The organism is Carboxylicivirga sediminis, from assembly GCF_018156225.1.
GTDB classification, from domain to species: domain Bacteria; phylum Bacteroidota; class Bacteroidia; order Bacteroidales; family Marinilabiliaceae; genus Carboxylicivirga; species Carboxylicivirga sediminis.
Map to the genome: position 1 here is coordinate 14,844 of NZ_JAGTAR010000003.1, position 18,397 is coordinate 33,240.

Genomic DNA, 18,397 nt, shown 5'->3' on the forward strand with positions numbered 1-18,397 from the left:
GCCATTAAGCGCGATTCCATTGAATCGGAATTGGCCGAACTGGACGATGTTACCGACAGTCTATTTACCTTGCTGCATGGTTTGGTCAAAGGCTATACCTGCCACCCCGATGAGGCGATATCCGGCCCTGCCTTACAGCTGTTTAAAATGATAGATAAATATGGACTGGAAGTAAAAAGCAAAGGCTATCGGGAAGAGTATCCGCTGCTGAGCTCAATGATTACCGATAGTAAAACCGAGCCCTATGCGGCCTGCATCACTGCCCTGACCGGGTGCGACGTGCGCTTCAGCCAGCTCGAAACGGCAGTGGATAATTTTAACGCCAAACAGCATGCCTACTATGGTGCCAGAGACGACCAACAGGAGCTGGAAACAGCATCGGTGATTAAAAAGCGTCTCATCAACTTGCTTTTCGATGATGTGACCCCTTACCTATATACCATGCAAAAGGTTAATGCCGCCCTGTATGGCCGGCTGGCACAATTTACCGCCAACCGCATTGCCGAGAGTAATGCCGTGGTGCGCAACCGCAGCAGCAAAGTGTTAGCAGACCAATAAACAATTAACCGAGATTAGTGACAGCCCTGCAGACATGTGGGGCTGTTTTATATCCCCCTATTAATACGCCATAACGAGCCCTCTTGTAAGGCACTCTATTTTTCTATATAGAAAATATTATACATCTTTAGGATGGTGATGGATATACGAAATAACAGCACCTGGTGTTGTTATTTAGGAGTTGTAGGTAATTAGCAATGTAATACAGCCTTCAAATATATTATCAACTTAAACAGGGTCTAATCGAACTTATGAGAACATTTTTTATAATAATCTCAATCATTCTGGTTTCGTGTCAAGACAAAGTCTCTGAAAATGAATTAGCAAGATGCAAGAAGCTTGCCTCACTTAAATTTGGAGATTCATTAGTCAACCATTTTCCAGATAAGCTAATAGGAAATTCTTTTGACCTAGATTATGTAAGTCCTGAATTGACACCAAATTTTGGTTGTTCTGGATTGCGCTATGGGACAAAGTTAGATTCAATTACAATTGCCAAAATTATTGAAAGATTTGAAAACAATAAAATTGATATTGAGCAAAATAAAGTGTGTTATGGCTACATGGACATTGATAGGCCTAACAATTGGTATAATAAAGATTGTGAGGTGATTATACCGAACTTAGCATTCTCATATAAAAACACTGATTTGGATTGCCATTTCTTAGACTTTGAGTTTGTTTTGCTTGATAGTATGAGTGTAAGCGATAGGTTATACAATCTTGAAAATGAATATAATTGGCGTTTTTACAAAGGTATAAGTTACAGTTACAAACGTGAATGTCTAACTTATTGGTTATATGTCATAAACTAGAAATAACTACCTACAATGGCTAATAAAGCATAGTCTTGCCGCAAGCCCCCACTGCCGCGAATCCAATCACCTAATAAACAATACCCAACCAAACCCCCAGCTGCCGCGCGAATCCGTTCGCGTGGCAAACACTACTCAACCAAACCCATGGGGCATATCCTTACCCTCGCTACTGTTTAATAATAACTCTGGTAGATACAAGAAACCTCACAACAGTGAATAATATTATTGTGAGATTGGCTACAACATAAACCGTAATACACCTGAGATATGAAAAAAATAATATGGGTTTCTCTATTTGTAATTGTGAATACAAGTTGTGGTATATTACTAGAACCAATTGTCAAGCCTATAAATAATATGCTCGAAGAATACCACGTTGAAGGTAAATTAGATAGTTGCGAGCTAAACTTGATTCAATTGATCATCAGCAAGCGAATATTTGAAAATGAATTTCCAAAGGATTATACAGATTTGTATAGTTATGATTATAAATCTATCCATGACAGTCTTTTAAATATTCAAGAATTCTCAAAAGATTTAAATGGAGTAATAACGAATCCTTGGAATGATGTCTGTATTAGCAAATTTGATACAGTCGTTTTTAAGCACTACAATCAAGATTCAATAAATATTGTATGGACTAAACACAAAAACTTAAACGGAAATACAAAAAAATATAGAGAATCATGGAATGTCACATACTTGCCTGACTCATTGCTAAGAACAACGATTGTGGGATTAAATATTGAACTTGTCGATTCAAAAGGCAATGTTATATATGAAGGGCAGTTACATGAAAATAAAGAAAATGCAGTAGCCAAAAAACTGCGATAAAGCCCCCACTGCCGCGCGAATCCAATCACCTAATAAACAATACCCAACCAAACCCCATGAGACAAGTACTAACCTTCGCCATCATTGCCATTATCACCATCAGCTGTAGCACAAATCAGGATGATTGGTATCAAATCCAGCAGCTCGATAAGCGCACTTATATTATTTCCGAGCCCCATAGTTCGCAGCGTAACTCCAGCTTTTTAATCATCGGTGAGAAAGAGGCCATATTGCTGGATGCCGGCACAGGCGAAAACGGCAAGCAGAGCATGGCACAGGTGGCCGATTCGCTCAGTCCGGTGCCGGTTACCTTGCTCCTGTCCCACTTTCATTTCGACCACATTGGCGGCGCTTCTGATTTTCGTAAAGTTGGCCTTGCGGCACTTCCATTTCTTGCAAATCGCCTGTCTGCCGATAGTATTCTGGTACTTACTAAAACTGAAGTATTAAGTAATGACACAGTGAGCCTAAAAATTGATAGGCTATACCCTGTTGGCGAAGCCATTGATTTAGGTCATCGTAATATAGAACTGCTTCACACACCCGGCCATTCAAAGGCCTCCATTGCGCTTATCGACCATGAGCAGCGATACCTCTTTACCGGCGACTTAATCTACAACGACCTGTTGCTGGTTAACAACTGTGAGGCCTACCTGCAAAGCATCAATACCATATATAAGCATAGCAATCCCGACTATCGTATATTTGGCTCACATGGCACTCCCGAGGTCGACTATGCACACCTGGCAAAAGTAAAAGAGGCTTTAACAGCCTACCTGGCAGACGACGATTCTTTTGACTCTAAAAAGAACATCAGTTTCTTTGGCACTCCTAAACAGGTCTATCAAAAAGGAGATGTAGCCTTTATGGTGGGTTATAGCGATGTGTTTGATCATTAAAACTACATAAGTGTTATTGAACCATTTTCTAAAACCACCAATTGTTTTCCTTAAAAATCAGAAACTGACAAGTCGAGAATTACTCACTGCAATCGCATTAAAAAACTGTTTTTTTTCAACTCAAGCCGTTGAGGCTTCACCTTTTTGACTTCAGCTCAAAAAGGTGAGAAAAAAGCCGCCGACTAAAGTACTTGTTTACCCATTAAGGCAACGCTTCTGGAAAAATTTAAAGATTTACAGCTTGGGAGCAAATTTTTCTTTCCTCCGCTTTTGCCAATGGGTCCCAAACTACGTTACTTATGTCGGTAAAGCGTATAAAAAAACATCATTATTCTAAAGTCGATTACCGTGGAGTATTTCATTCTGCTGCTGCAGGCAATTTTGAAATTTGTATTTTTGGGTTCTTAAAACAAAGATGCATGAGTGGATATCCTCCCCTGGCCGAGCGGATGCGGCCAACAAACCTGGAACAATACATTGGTCAGAAGCACCTGGTTGGCAAAGGCGCTGTGCTGCGTAAGATGCTTGATCGCAAAGTGATTTCGTCCATCATTTTATGGGGGCCTCCGGGAGTTGGTAAAACCACCCTGGCCAAAATCATCTCCAAGCAACTTGAGCGCCCCTTCTTTGTGCTGTCGGCCATCAATTCTGGGGTGAAGGATGTGCGTGAAGCAATAGAAAAGGCGCGTAAGGCCCGTTTTTTCAGTTCGCCCTCTCCCATCCTGTTTATCGATGAGATACACCGCTTCAGCAAGTCGCAGCAGGATAGTTTGCTGGGTGCTGTAGAAGAAGGTGTGGTAACGCTGATTGGCGCCACCACCGAAAACCCATCGTTTGAAGTTATTTCGCCGCTCTTGTCGCGTTGCCAGGTATATGTACTCAAAGCCCTTGAAAAAGAGGATTTGCTCGAACTGGTGGATAAAGTGCTCAGCGAAGACATTCTTTTAAAGGAGAAGAACATCAAGGTTAAAGAAGACACCGCCTTACTGCGCTATTCGGGTGGCGATGCACGCAAGCTGCTCAATATACTCGAATTGGTGACCAATGCTGAGATAAGCAGCGAAACGATTGAGATTACCGATGAATTGGTCACTACACATCTGCAACAAAACCCGGCCCAGTATGATAAAAATGGCGAGATGCATTACGACATTGTATCGGCTTTTATCAAATCCATCCGTGGCAGCGACCCAAATGCAGCCGTATATTGGTTGGCCCGCATGGTGGAAGGTGGCGAAGATCCCAAATTTATTGCACGTCGACTGATTATTTCTGCCTCCGAAGATATTGGACTAGCCAATCCCAATGCGCTGCTTCTGGCTACCAACTGTTTCGAAGCCATTAAGATGGTAGGCTGGCCCGAGGCCCGTATCATTCTGTCGCAGGTAACCATTTACCTGGCCACCAGTCCCAAAAGTAACTCGGCCTATCAGGCTATTAAAGATGCCCAGTCGATCGTTAAACAAACCGGTAACCTGCCGGTGCCGCTGCACCTGCGCAATGCGCCCACCAAGCTCATGAAAGAGCTTAACTACGGTAAAGAGTATTTGTATGCGCACTCCTATCCCAATAATTTTGTGGAGCAGGATTACCTGCCCGATGAGCTCCAGAAACAGCAGATTTATCATCCGCAAAACAACCCGCAGGAAGCCAAGGCTAATGAACGCATGCAGTTTTTATGGAAAGACCGGTATAAGTAATAATGTAGCTGAGTATAAACAAAATTTAAAACGCTGAGACGCAAAGACGCGGAGTTCTTTTACCTCAACCATAAACTTTGTTACTTTGTGGTAGAAAGGTCCGAAGCCCGAAAGTCCGCTGCAGAATACTGATCGCAGCTTTAGAAGCACCTTGTAAGTAAAGATGCGAGCCACAGAAACTCATTACTCACTACTGACCACTCACTACTGACTAATTTAATTTAATATGTCAGTGGCTTTGCCTATTTTTGTACTTGCAATTAAAACAACCCCCGGACTTTCAAGCTCTGGACTATTTAACGACCATGGATATAAATAAGATACCGAAGATTAAACATACCGATAGTGGCAACTTTTTCCTGCTGGCCGGACCTTGTGCCATTGAAGGTGAAGAGATGGCCCTGCGCATAGCTGAGCGCATTGTTGAAATCACTAACAAGCTGCAGATACCATACATCTTTAAGGGCTCATACCGTAAAGCCAATCGTTCGCGCATCGATTCATTCAGTGGTATTGGCGATGAAAAAGCGTTGAAGATTTTGCGCAAGGTGAGCGAGACATTTGATGTGCCTACGGTTACAGACATACATGCGGCCGAAGAGGCGGCCATGGCTGCCGAATATGTAGATGTATTGCAGATACCAGCCTTCTTATGTCGCCAGACCGACCTGTTGGTGGCCGCAGCTAACACTGGTAAGGTGGTTAACATTAAAAAAGGACAGTTTCTGAGCCCCGAATCAATGGTGTTTGCCGTAAATAAAGTGAGAGACAGCCATAACAACCAGGTGATACTCACCGACCGTGGCACCATGTTTGGTTACCAGGATATGATTGTTGATTACCGTGGCATCCCTGCCATGAAGCAATTCGATGTACCGGTAGTGCTGGACATCACCCACTCGCTGCAGCAACCTAATCAATCAAGTGGTGTGACAGGTGGTAAACCCGAGCTGATTGAAACAGTAGCACGCGCAGGTATTGCTGTTGGTGCCGATGGGCTGTTTATCGAAACACATTTTGATCCGGGTAATGCCAAATCAGATGGTGCCAATATGCTGCACCTCGATTTACTGGAAGGCCTGATGACTCGTCTGGTTGAAATCAGAAAAGTGGTCAATACATTTTAAGTCAGGAGAAAAAATATTTGAAAAGCGTCGAACCGAAGGTTACGGCGCTTTTTTATTGATCAGTTAATGGCAGGTAGACTTTTATTTCGGTGCCCACTCCCACTTCACTTTCCACCTCTATTCGCCCATCATTCTTTTCTACCATATCCAGCGACAGGTGCAATCCCAAACCGGTTCCTTTTTCCTCTGACGTTCCGGAGGTAGTCATATAGCTACTGATGTTGAACAGTGTTTTTATTTTTTCAGGACGTATGCCAATACCAGTATCCTTAACCGACAATATTACAAACTTACCATCGATAACAGCATCGCATCGCACCTCACCTTTGGGATTGGTGAACTTAATAGCATTATGAATCAGGTTGCGCACCACAAACTTCATCATATCAAGGTCTGCATATGCCACTTCCATTTGCTGTACCTGATTGATGAGCTCAATCTGTTTGTTTTCGGCCTGTATGGTATATTGTTCGAACGCCATATCAACCAAATTTCTTAATCGGAAAAATTGTGGATTAACGGTCATCTGCCCCAACTGGCTTTTGGCCCATATCAACAAATCATCCAATAGCTTATAGACATTTTCGCTACTCAAGGCTATCTGCTCGATATAGGACTTAATCTCTTCTCTGCTGTAATTATCCAAGTTGTTTTTCAACAGCCCTGAGAACCCAAGAATACTATTGAACGGATTCTTAATATCATGCGCAATTATCGAAAACAGTTTATCTTTTGTGGCATTCAACTCTTTCAGCTTTTCTTCCCGCTCTTTTAGCTGAAGCTCTGTCTCCTTCTTTTTGGTACTATCGGTGATAATACCAATGATCTCTATAATTTCGCCGTTTACATCTTTAATAGGCGACACATGCAAATCACCCCAAAAAGTAGTATTATCGCGTCTTAATATTTCCAGCTCAAGGTTATAATCATTGACTTCACCGGATAACAGTCGCTGAAAGTTTTGCTCAGCTATAGCCGCCCACCGGGGATGGACAAACTCCAGGTGTTCACATGCGTAAATCTCCTCCTTACTATCGTATCCCATCATCTTCTGAAAGCGCTCATTCACCAGTACAAAGCGTCCGTCAGGTGACACCACGCCTATGCCAGCCACCGTACTATTTACTACTGCATCCAATTTATTCCGATGCTGAATAAGTTCCAGCTCTGATTTCTTCAACGGTGTTAAGTCCATACCCACCGATTGGTATTCAAATATTTCACCATCCGAATCTACCAGGGCGCGGTCCAGCCAGCGCATCCATTTGGTTTTGCCACCTTCCAGTACCAACTGATGCTCTACCACACTAATGGGATTTTCGGCCGTTAGCGATTTAATGGTACGTTTTGCACGCTGCTTCTCTTCATCCGGATACCAATCATAAATATTACGTCCAATCAAATCTTCACGCTGTACCTCAAAGGTTTTGCAATATTCTTCATTGGCATAAATAAGCACGCCGTCTTTGTCAAAACGACTGATGAGAGCCGGTGCATCTTCCACCAACGAAAAGTAACGCTCCTCACTTGCCTCCAAGGCCTGTATCGTTTGTCTGTAGGGCGATACATCATAAAAAAACAGACATACGTTATCCTTTCCAAAAGGAAAGCTCCGATAGCGCACATGCTTGCCAATATCTTTCAGATGCGATTCAAAAGATGACTTGCGGGATAATACCTGTGCCAGGCGCTCCTGGTCCATTTTATAATCTGGCAATATATCACTCACTTTCAGCCCTACCAAACCAAGTCTGCCCACAACTATCCCAGCTGAAGGATTAGCCCTTGTAACCCTGAAATCAACAACCTTGTCGTGCTCATAAATTGGCTGAAGAATAGCTATACCGACGGGCGAATTATCAAATAATTCATCCAGGAAACTGTTATCACGGTCGAGCTGTAGCTGCAGCTCACGTTGACGGGTGATATCCTCTTTGACGGCAATAAAACCAGTTAACCGGCCATTGTCATTCTTCACCGGACTAATAACCGCTTTCTCCCATATAAAATCACCCGACTTGGTAATATTCTTGAAGAGTCCACGCCAGGTTTCACCATTTTTTATGGTTGACCAGAGGTTATGATAGTAAATAGCATCGTGATAATCACTTTTAAAAAGGCGCGGAGTTTTCCCAATTACTTCCTCTCTCGAGTAGCCGTACTTTTCTACAAAACTATTGTTCACATAACGGATCATCCCCCGATTATCCGTTAACACAACAATACTTTCCGAATAGTCTAATGCCGTAATGAGTTCATCCCTTATTTGCATTTTCCCCAGATCTCACCCATGCAAATAAGTAAAAATGATAGTAAAACGCAAACTATTAAGCAAATATGTTAATAATACGTTCGTGTACCAAACAGTATTTAAACTGTGCTCTTAAACCTGTCAAATCTCACTTTCTAATATCCGGGATTTTATATATTTGTGTCAGAACAAACATTTTCACTTAATATTTTATTGATATGATGAAAAGATTTATTGCATTAATGGGTGTTGCAGCCATGCTGTTACATATAACACCTGCTAATGCCTGTACCAATGTATTGGTGACCAAAAATGCGTCGGTGGACGGTTCCACTATGATTTCTTACGCAGCTGACTCTCATGATTTATATGGTGAGTTGTATTTTTGGCCGGCTGCCACCTACGAACCTGGCACTATGCTTAAGGTTAATGAATGGGATACCGGTAAATACCTTGGTGAGATTCCTCAGGCCAGTCAAACATACACCGTGATTGGCAACATGAATGAGCACCAGCTTACCATTGCCGAAACAACCTTTGGTGGTCGCTCAGAATTACAGGATAAAAATGGTTTAATTGATTACGGTAGCCTTATTTATATCACACTTCAGCGTGCCAAAACAGCGCGTGAAGCCATCCAGGTGATGACTGATCTGGTAGCCGAGCATGGCTATTACAGCTCAGGCGAATCATTTTCTATTGCCGATAAAGATGAAGTATGGGTGATGGAAATGATTGGTAAAGGTGAAAACAACAAGGGTGCTGTTTGGGTAGCTGTACGCATCCCTGATGGTTATGTATCGGCCCACGCCAACCAGGCACGTATTACTACTTTCCCATTAAAAGACAAAGAGAACTGCTTGTATTCGGAAGATGTTATCTCATTTGCCCGTGAAAAAGGCTATTTTGATGGTAAAAACAAAGACTTCAGCTTTGCTGATGCCTATGCGCCGCTTGACTTTGGTGCAGTTCGCTTCTGCGACGCCCGTGTTTGGAGTGCTTTCAACATTATGAACCCTGCTGATATGGGTAAATATGAGGAATATGCCTTAGGTAATTCAACTGAAAGAATGCCATTATACATTAAGCCTGATCGTAAGATTTCGCACCGCGATGTGATGAACATTATGCGTGACCATTACGAAGGAACAGCACTTGACATGACTAAAGATGCCGGTGCAGGACCTTATGCGAAGCCATACCGTTTCCGTCCGTTAACATGGGAAGTTGATGGTGAGAAGTATTTCAATGAGCGCGCCATTGCCACTCAACAGACAGGTTTCTCTTTTGTAGCACAAATGCGTAACTGGTTGCCTGACCACATTGGTGGTATCCTTTGGTTTGGTGTGGATGATGCTGCATCAACTGTTTACATGCCTATGTATGCCGGTATGACAGCTGTGCCTAACTGTCTGGCAAAAGGTACCGGTGACCTGCTAAACTTCACTTGGGATGCTTCTTTCTGGGTGTTTACATTTGTGAGCAACCAGGCTTATGGCCGATACAGCCACATGATTGAGGACATCAAAAAGGTACAAACGGAGCTGGAAGATAACCTTACGTCTTTCACAGCTGCCATTGACCAGTCGGCAAAAGCCTTGTATGATCAGAATCCTGAACTGGCTCGTCAGTTCTTAACTGATTTCTCCATCAACCAAGCTGAACTGGTAACCGAAAGATGGCGTAAACTGGGTGAATTCCTATTAGTGAAATACAATGATGGTAACCTGCACGAAGAAGAAAATGGCGTATTTAAGCGCAATGAGCACGGTAACCCAGCTCACGCTAAATTCCCTGGTTACTCGCAAGACTATTACAAAACAATCGTTAAAGATGCCGGTGACCATCTTAAATTAAGAGATCTACCTGCTGAGAAATAATCCAAGTAGTTATAGATATACAAAAAAACCTCGCTCCCGGCGAGGTTTTTTTATTGGTGTAAATTGATTGTATTTATGATAATCCGGTAATCACGCCGTTCTCATCAATATCCATTCCCTCTGAGGCCGGTACAGCTGGCAAACCTGGCATACGCATCATCTTACCAAGGATTGGAATAATGAAACCGGCCCCCGCAGCTATCTCAAACTCACGAACCGTCACGGTAAATCCTTTAGGACGTCCAATCAGTTTCTCATTATCTGAAAACGACTTTTGTGTCTTTGCCATACAGATTGGCAGCTTATCGAGTTCAAGACTCTCAATCTTTTTAATATCAGCCAATGCCTGTTTAGAGAAGTCTACCCCGTCTGCCCCGTAAATTTCGCGAGCAATGGTCTCTATCTTTTCTTTAACTCCCAGGTTGTGGTCATAAAGCTGTTTAAAGTTGTTGTTATTACTTTCTACTTCCTCAACAACAGCCTGTGCCAAAGACATGGCACCATCGCCTCCCATTGCCCAGGCTTTGGTTGGCACTGCTTTAACGCCTAATTCAGCACATAGTGATTGTAGCAACACCACCTCTTCCTCTGTATCTGAAATAAAATTGTTAATCGACACAACCGGATTAAGGCCAAACTTCTGGGCATTTTCGATGTGCTTGGCCAAGTTCTCAAACCCTTTTCTAACACGATCGCAGCTAGGCGTATTCAATTCATTGGCAGGAGCACCACCATGATGACGTAACGCGCGAATAGTAGCGACAATAACCATCGCCTTTGGCTTCAGACCACCAGCAACACATTTTATATTCAGGAATTTTTCGGCGCCTAAATCAGCACCAAACCCGGCTTCTGTTACCACATAATCCGACAACGACAATCCCATTTTAGTGGCAATAATCGTATTGGTTCCCTGTGCGATATTAGCAAAAGGTCCTCCATGAATAATGGCTGGATTTCCCTCAAGCGTTTGAACCAGGTTAGGCTTAATAGCATCTTTTAAAAGCAATGCCATGGCTCCTTCTGCATTCAGTTCACGTGCATATACTGGTTTTTTGTCAAAGGTGAAACCGATGAAAATATTACCCAGGCGGCGTTTCAAATCAGCAATATCAGTAGACATACACAGGATGGCCATAATTTCGGAGGCTGCTGTGATATTAAAGCCATCCTGTCGTGGAATACCATTTGGCGTTCCCCCCAAGCCAATGACAATATCGCGTAAGGTCCTGTCATTCATATCAATCACACGCTTCCAGATAACGGTGCGCGGATCAATATTCAAGCTTCTTGCTTTGCTCTGGATGTTATTATCGATGAGGGCTGCCAATAAGTTGTTAGCCTTCTCAATGGCACTGAAATCGCCTGTAAAATGCAGGTTGATATCCTCCATAGGTACTACCTGTGCATGACCGCCACCAGCTGCACCACCTTTGATACCAAAGACAGGACCTAGAGAAGGCTCGCGCAATACAGCTGTTGCCTGCTTCCCAATTTTATTCAAGCCTTCGGTCAAGCCAATTGAAATGGTGGTTTTACCTTCGCCCGCCGGTGTAGGTGTTAATGCTGTTACCAATACCAGGTTATTGGCGTTTACTTTACTATCATCAATCAGATGCAGTGGCAGTTTAGCCTTATACTTCCCATAAAGCTCCAGTTCATCTTCTGAAATATTCAGCTTTGCAGCAATTTTTGATATGTGCTGCATTTGGGCAGCCTGTGCAATTTCTAAATCACTTTTAACCTCACGGGTATTGTTAATCGGGTTGCTCATTTATTCTGTTGTTTTTTATCTGTAATTGCTGAACCGGCAACATCATGCTGGTCATTAAAAAATGAAGTCGCAAAAATAGAAAAATTGTGAAATAAATAAGCCTTAAAAAGTCAATGCTTAATACTGATTTTACTCACTCAACTATTGACTAATCGCTTGTTGACTACTTCTTTAAATGATTTACCAATAGGAATGTATTTTTGCACATTATCCAGCTTTAGCTGATTACCATAAAAAGCCACAATGCGCTCAATATTGACAATGTATGACTTGTGAACGCGCATAAATCCATGCTTCTCCAGTTGTTGCTCAAGGTTACGCAACGACTCAAGGGACACAATCTTTTCGTTAGTGCAGAAAAAGGTCACATACTCTCTCAGGCCTTCGATGTATAAAATATCCTTGAATTTGACCCGATAAATTTTGTGATCGGCCTTTACCATCATAAAGTTTTTGGTTTCCTCCTTTGGCGACAAGGCCTGGAAATCATTAACCACGTGTTTATACGAGAGGCGATCGCCCACCTTATTTATGGTATGCATAAAACGCTCAAATGAGAAGGGTTTCACCAAATAGTCAAGCACATCCAGCTTATAGCCTTCCACCGCATATTCCTCATAGGCTGTAGTAAATACCACCAGCGGTTTTTTAGTGAGTGTCTTCAGAAAATCAATCCCTGTTATATCAGGCATCTGGATATCCAGAAACATCAGGTCGATATCATCGTTTTGTAACACTGCCATGGCTTCTAAAGGTGATTTAAAGCTACCTACCAACTCCAGATGAGCAAACTTTGTAATAAAGCTTTGCAGTAGTTCACGTGCCGGAAACTCATCGTCTATAATAATACATCTTACCTTCATGTTGTTGTTATTTTGAGTTTAAGGTTATAGCGCCTTTCATCCACTTCTATCTCTACTAAATGCTTGTCGGGATACAGGTATTTAAGTCGACGCTTCACATTTTCAACACCAATACCACTGTTTTTATCAGCTGCTATCTTCTTTTTGGGAACACTATTGGATACTTCAAAACAGATAGTATCATCATCGGTTGTCAGCGTCATGGAGATCCAGCCATTAACTGTATCCTCAATTTTACTGTGCTTAAAACTATTCTCAACAAAAGGAATCAGCAACATCGGCTCTATCATCTTCATACGGTCGGCCCGGTCGATATCCACATGAATATTAGGCATCCCTTCTATTTTAACACGCTGAAATTCGATGAAGTTTTTAATGTAATCCACTTCTTTACCAAGCTTCACTTTTACATCTTCCGATTCGTACAGGACATATCGAAGCATGGCCGATAACTTCAGTACCAACTCAGGCGTCTTAACTGAATGCAGCATCGAGAGGCTATATATATTGTTGAGTGCATTAAACAGGAAATGTGGATTCATTTGCGATTTCAGAAACTTCATTTCATTGACCAGGTTCTGGTTAATCAAACTCAGTTCGTGCTGTTTGCGCTTGCGTGTATCGCTGTAAATCCAAAAAAGCGTACTAATAAACAGAATAGCAATAAATGATGGTACGCCCATCATATTGAATCCAAACAGTCGTCTTTCTCGAAACCGTGGACGCTCCTTTCTTAGAATTAATTCCTTATTGGCACTTAAAAACTTGTCCTGATCGATTAATTGTTCCCATTGTTCATCTTCACGCAGCTGCTGCATCGATTTGATTCCCATGTGTGAACCAGTCAGATGATACACCCCTGCAGTCACAAACAAGGTTAAACCAATACCAGCCAGGTACTTTATATAGGCACCCTTCGCTATGTAGCGCGGCAATAGCCAATAAGCATTGACGTAGAAAATTACAATGCTGACAACCAGCGTGCGAAAAACAAAGATTATGGCCGTATAGGTATCCATAATGATGAGTGGCAGGTATGAAAGCAGCAAGCCATAGCCCAACCACCATCCAACATGCACCAATACATCCTTTCGCTTGAAGTTGCCCCAGTTTATCATACTGCAAAAATACAGGTTTTACGTTTATCGAATCTTCTTTTCAATGAACAATCACTTTTTGTCAATCAACACACTCAATACCCATTCTTAGGAAGTCTGCGATGTATGTTGATAAAGCCATAAGGAATATTGAATTGTTTTCGAAACCAGAAACGAATCATTCATCTTTGTTTCAGTCAAATTTTAAAACTATAAAATATGGAAACCAATCGTCCTCCGCCTGCCGTTAATCATCTCTCCAAATTCCATTTAAAGGATAACTGGCTTTCTCTATGTAAACTGGCCCACTCGGTGTTAGTTTGCTTTCAATCAGCAAAAACTTATCCACCAGCATCATTGTATTTACCACCTCACGTGCCATCTCCCTTTGAATTAACTCTTTGCTTTCAGAAGACAGCTTATGCGGGTGTTTTAACCGTGCCAAGGTAATATGCGGATAAAAAGAGCTTGATGAAGGATACCGGTGACCAATCACTCTCTCCACCTCACGATGTAATTGACTTAGTTCGTCAGATGCTGCCACTCCACACCAGAGCACCTGCTGACTATAGGATCTAAAAGTTCCCAATTGATTCAATTGCAAATAAAAACTTTGGACCTTTACGCCTTTTAGTTGGTTCACAATCCAGATATAGTCAGCATCGTCTACCTCTCCAATGAATTTAAGTGTTAGATGGAAATCATTCACAAAGCGCACTTTTAATTCATAAAATGGCTCTTGGAGAGTTTTCAAATCAGTCTGCAAACTAGTACAGTCGATAGCGATAAACAGGCGCATAGGTATGATTAATTGACTTTATCATTATCTTCCACTTCCCAGAACGGATAATCATAATCCTCATCCGGCCAATTTTTCACCGGTTTTTGCGGACCTTTTTTTCGATAGATGACGGCCAAAACAGCACCAGCCACCGTGCCCCATAAATGTGACTCCCAGGAATACGGAACATCCCATTTAACAGGGAATATTCCCCAAATCATCCCTCCGTATAAGAAGATCACCATCAATGAAATAGCCATGAGAGGTATATAGTTACGTATAAAACCGCCAACGATAAGAAACGCGGCCAAACCATATATGACACCACTGGCACCAATGTGCCAGGCATCACGTCCTCCAAGCCATACCCATAAACCTGTAAGTAGGTAAATTAATACAAACACCTTAATGGCTATGCCTCGGTAGAAATAAAACAAGGCTGTCCCTAAAACAAACAAAGGCACTGCATTGGCAAAAAAATGATCCCAGTCAGAATGTACTACCGGGGCCAATATTATCCCGCTTAAACCAGCTAATGAGAGCGGTTTGATACCCCACTCCACAAAACTAAAACCCTCAAGGGATTCAAGCAGCTTTAATGAGAAGGTGATGATCAGGAAGAAAACAGGGATGATAATGGCCGTTTTAATTTTCTTCAGTTCTATGTCAGACAGTTTTGTCACAATAACTACAAAAACCTGTTAATAGTTGACACAAATGCCTTAATATCTTCTTCCCGCGTATCGAAAGAAGTCATCCATCGCACCTCTGAGCGACTTTCGTCCCAAACATAAAAGAAAAACTCGTTTTGTAAAGGATCAATCAGCGCTTTAGGTACTGTTGCAAATACGCCATTTGACTCGACAGGCTGTGTAATATTCACTTGGCTAACTTCCTTTAACTCATTGGCCAGAAGAGCAGCCATATTATTAGAGTGACGGGCATTCTGTAACCACAGGTCATTCTGCAATAATGCAATAAACTGTGCCGACACATATCGCATTTTAGAGTGTAACTGGGTCGATTGCTTACGAATGTACTTCACATTATTAGCCAATTGGGCATTGGCAAAAACGATGGCCTCTCCAAACATCAGCCCGTTTTTGGTTCCACCAAAAGACAGTACGTCAACGCCAGCCTTTATGGATGTTTCAGCTAATGTGCAGCCTAATGCAGCAGCTGCATTAGCAATCCGGGCACCATCCATATGCAGGTATAATCCCATGCTATGCACATAATCAGCTATTTCCCTGATTTCGTTAATTGAATAGACAGTTCCCAACTCGGTAGCCTGAGTAATGGACACCACCTTAGGCTCTGAATGATGCTCAAATCCAAAGCCATGCATGTATTGCTTAATCTGCGCTACAGTTATTTTGCCATTAACAGTATCAATGGGCAATAGCTTACATCCAGATAGTTTCTCAGGTGCCCCACATTCATCTACATTGATATGGGCAGTGCGTGCACATACAACTGCATTGTATGATTGTGCCAATGCCTGAATAGCGATAACATTAGCACCTGTTCCGTTGTACACAAAAAACGTTTCGGTCTCTTGCCCAAACACCTGCTTGAATAGTTGTAAGGCATTTTCAGTTATTTTATCACCGCCATAACCAACGGCATGTCCGTTGTTAACCTCCGCAATAGCCTTTAAAACCTCAGGATGCACACTGGCATTATTATCACTGGCAAAACCTCTTATATAACTCATTTATATTCTTTTATCTTAGTTCTACAATTTAATGTTGAATACTCATAAACTTCTTTCGAAATACACCTGTAACCAATATGCGCCTCATCAATGAAAAAGAAATGCCCTCCCCATTCATGCTTTACCGCGATGAAAACCTTTCGTTGCCCATTGTAAACAAAAATTGTTCGATGTATATGCCTGTTTTTAAGAGCAAATTCTTCGTTAGTCTCCCCCTCCGGATAAACAGCCTTTAAAGGAGGAGCGCCATTCATTTCACGGCGCGCAAAATCTTTATCAGTGGTATTTGGTGTTTGCTCTTCTTTAACGGGCAGATCTGCAGTAATTTCTGAATTGATATTATTAGCCCGTTTCTGCTTCTTCGTCTTTATTGGCTTCTGTGCAGGCTTTTGAGATTTAACAGCTACTGCTGCCTCATCACCTTGGCGTCGCATCTGATCAATGCGGTATTTTACATTCAGCGAATAATCACGGTCATCAGCAAAATCACCCAGACTACCATTAGAACGCACTTCACCTTTATCGTAGCGAATTTTGGCAACCGGATTTTGAAAGAAAACTGTATCCACCCCCTTAAAAACTTTGAACAGACGTACCGGCATATGGTATGGTTCGATGGATGAACTGGAAACATCCTCCGGCAAATGGGTCGAAAACTCAATTACTTTAGTGACATATCCTTCCTTCTTAAAATAGAAGTTATACTTCTTATTCCATTCTAAAGAGGTAAAGAAATGGCCATTGGCCGATACAGGTATATCTACATTCTGATTTCCACTGCTTAATTCCACCCTCACATCGCTGTAATCATTATTAACCTCCAGCACTTCACCACTTACCGGATATTGAGCAGAAATGAAAGAACAGAGCAACAGAAAGCCGGCTAACAAAAAGCCGGCCTTATGGTATTTTGTACTTACTCTATTCACATCTCAGGCAATTGGTTTGCCTAAAATTAGAAAATTAATCGTTAAAAACTAATAATGGAGTTGTAGAATGGAAAAGCATCTTTTTAGCCAGGTTGGGATTTATAATACGACTAATCAGGTTTCTACGCCTGCGAGTGAATGACAACATATTAATATGATTATCCCTCACATAGCTCTCTATTCCCACAAACAGGTCTTCGTGCTCAATTAAATCACACTTCACCAGGTTCTCATCATAATTCGCCTTGATATGCTCTCTGAGACCGGCCATCCGCACTTCATCCCATTGCGAATGCTCTTTTGAACTCACATGCCCACAGGTAACCATCATTTTTAACGGGCGAACCAATTGCTCCAGTTTCTCCAGCGATCTGAAATCTGCTTCCTGAAAATCTGTAGCGTAAAGGATGTTTTTAAGTGCACCTAAACCTGTATATTCAAAATCCTCGGGTATGGCCAATACCGGCACTTTAGCGGTTTCCATCACCTCAGCTGTAACACTGCCTATCAGGTCAGCTGCTTTACGATCGGCCCCTCGTGTACCCATTATTATTACCAGCGGTCGATAGACCTTGCTATACTTTACAATTTCATCTTCGGCAATGCCCCTTACCAGTTCCATCTTTAATGAAACAGGTTTTTCCAGTTGTTCATTCTTTTGGTTCAGATAGGCTTTCATTTCCTCCATCCCTTCACGGGCTTTTTCCTCAAGCTCCATGACCATCTCCTCAGTATTCACCTCGTAGGCAAAGGTATCTGAAAATGGCATTGTACTAATAATGGGATTAAAATAGGTATGAAACACTGTTAATTCAGCATTTAGCTCCTGCGCCCAATCCAGGGCGAATTCGGCTGCTTTACGCGAATAATCTGAGAAGTCGATCGGCAGCAGGATACGAGGCGGTATATTTTCAACCTCCACAGGCTCCATTTCTTCCAACATCATTCCCTCTAATACAGGCATTGCCCTTTCTAATGAGGATTCTGATATTCTAATTTTAACGCCTGTGGAAACTGCTCCCTGAATTAAGTTGGTATTTTCCAGGAAACTTTCAATCCCTTCGGCTTCAAGCAACGTTTTAAGTATATGTGCCCGTTCAAAGGATAATACGGCTAAAGTGATGATTTTTTCTTCCATGGCGTTATCGTTTAGAAGGTCAGTTACTTTT

At 42.1% G+C, this 18,397-nt stretch carries 16 protein-coding genes; 7 read left to right on the forward strand and 9 right to left on the reverse strand.

What is annotated here, in order from left to right; genetic code table 11:
- Positions 1-30 precede the first annotated feature (30 nt).
- From KDU71_RS03020 to kdsA, 6 genes are all read left to right on the forward strand, one after another.
- Complete coding sequence (locus KDU71_RS03020; protein WP_212188424.1) at positions 31-558, forward strand: DUF6261 family protein; 528 nt, start codon at positions 31-33, stop codon at positions 556-558.
- A gap of 251 nt (positions 559-809) precedes the next feature.
- Positions 810-1,373: a hypothetical protein gene (locus KDU71_RS03025; RefSeq protein ID WP_212188425.1), complete on the forward strand. Its 564-nt coding sequence runs from the start codon at positions 810-812 to the stop codon at positions 1,371-1,373.
- Positions 1,374-1,643: 270 nt separating this feature from the next.
- Positions 1,644-2,210: a hypothetical protein gene (locus KDU71_RS03030; RefSeq protein ID WP_212188426.1), complete on the forward strand. Its 567-nt coding sequence runs from the start codon at positions 1,644-1,646 to the stop codon at positions 2,208-2,210.
- A 56-nt stretch (positions 2,211-2,266) separates the two neighbouring features.
- Positions 2,267-3,109 carry an MBL fold metallo-hydrolase gene (locus tag KDU71_RS03035; RefSeq protein WP_212188427.1) on the forward strand — a complete coding sequence of 281 codons (843 nt, stop codon included), beginning with the start codon at positions 2,267-2,269 and terminating at the stop codon, positions 3,107-3,109.
- A 419-nt stretch (positions 3,110-3,528) separates the two neighbouring features.
- The gene (locus KDU71_RS03040; RefSeq protein ID WP_212188428.1) at positions 3,529-4,809 is read left to right on the forward strand and encodes a replication-associated recombination protein A; all 1,281 of its coding nucleotides are present in this window, start codon (positions 3,529-3,531) and stop codon (positions 4,807-4,809) included.
- A 305-nt stretch (positions 4,810-5,114) separates the two neighbouring features.
- A complete protein-coding gene (kdsA, locus tag KDU71_RS03045) occupies positions 5,115-5,936 on the forward strand; it encodes a 3-deoxy-8-phosphooctulonate synthase (RefSeq protein ID WP_212188429.1) in 822 nt (273 codons plus the stop codon).
- A gap of 52 nt (positions 5,937-5,988) precedes the next feature.
- Here kdsA and KDU71_RS03050 read toward each other — a convergent pair whose 3' ends face one another.
- Positions 5,989-8,208, reverse strand: a complete 2,220-nt coding sequence (locus tag KDU71_RS03050; RefSeq protein ID WP_212188430.1) for a PAS domain-containing sensor histidine kinase — start codon at positions 8,206-8,208, stop codon at positions 5,989-5,991.
- A gap of 197 nt (positions 8,209-8,405) precedes the next feature.
- Between KDU71_RS03050 and KDU71_RS03055 the strand changes: the two genes are divergently transcribed.
- Positions 8,406-10,067, forward strand: a complete 1,662-nt coding sequence (locus tag KDU71_RS03055) for a dipeptidase (protein ID WP_244828116.1) — start codon at positions 8,406-8,408, stop codon at positions 10,065-10,067.
- 73 nt (positions 10,068-10,140) lie between these two features.
- On the opposite strand, the gene KDU71_RS03060 is transcribed toward KDU71_RS03055, so the two are convergent.
- From KDU71_RS03060 to KDU71_RS03095, 8 genes are all read right to left on the reverse strand, one after another.
- Positions 10,141-11,841 (reverse strand): formate--tetrahydrofolate ligase, encoded by a 1,701-nt coding sequence (locus KDU71_RS03060; protein ID WP_212188431.1) that lies wholly within the window; start codon positions 11,839-11,841, stop codon positions 10,141-10,143.
- Positions 11,842-11,978: 137 nt separating this feature from the next.
- Positions 11,979-12,704, reverse strand: coding sequence for a LytR/AlgR family response regulator transcription factor (locus KDU71_RS03065; protein ID WP_212188432.1), 726 nt, complete (start codon positions 12,702-12,704; stop codon positions 11,979-11,981).
- Positions 12,701-13,822: a sensor histidine kinase gene (locus KDU71_RS03070; RefSeq protein WP_212188433.1), complete on the reverse strand. Its 1,122-nt coding sequence runs from the start codon at positions 13,820-13,822 to the stop codon at positions 12,701-12,703. Before KDU71_RS03070 ends, KDU71_RS03065 begins: the two co-directional genes overlap by 4 nt.
- Before the next feature lie 226 nt (positions 13,823-14,048).
- Complete coding sequence (gene thpR / locus KDU71_RS03075) at positions 14,049-14,600, reverse strand: RNA 2',3'-cyclic phosphodiesterase (protein WP_212188434.1); 552 nt, start codon at positions 14,598-14,600, stop codon at positions 14,049-14,051.
- Between the two features lie 8 nt (positions 14,601-14,608).
- On the reverse strand, positions 14,609-15,265 hold the full coding sequence (locus tag KDU71_RS03080; protein ID WP_317195157.1) for a rhomboid family intramembrane serine protease: 657 nt from the start codon (positions 15,263-15,265) through the stop codon (positions 14,609-14,611).
- 5 nt (positions 15,266-15,270) lie between these two features.
- On the reverse strand, positions 15,271-16,299 hold the full coding sequence (locus KDU71_RS03085; RefSeq protein WP_244828125.1) for a threonine aldolase family protein: 1,029 nt from the start codon (positions 16,297-16,299) through the stop codon (positions 15,271-15,273).
- Complete coding sequence (locus KDU71_RS03090; protein WP_212188435.1) at positions 16,296-17,228, reverse strand: hypothetical protein; 933 nt, start codon at positions 17,226-17,228, stop codon at positions 16,296-16,298. Before KDU71_RS03090 ends, KDU71_RS03085 begins: the two co-directional genes overlap by 4 nt.
- Positions 17,229-17,262: 34 nt before the next feature.
- Complete coding sequence (locus tag KDU71_RS03095) at positions 17,263-18,366, reverse strand: universal stress protein (protein ID WP_212188436.1); 1,104 nt, start codon at positions 18,364-18,366, stop codon at positions 17,263-17,265.
- Positions 18,367-18,397 lie beyond the last annotated feature (31 nt).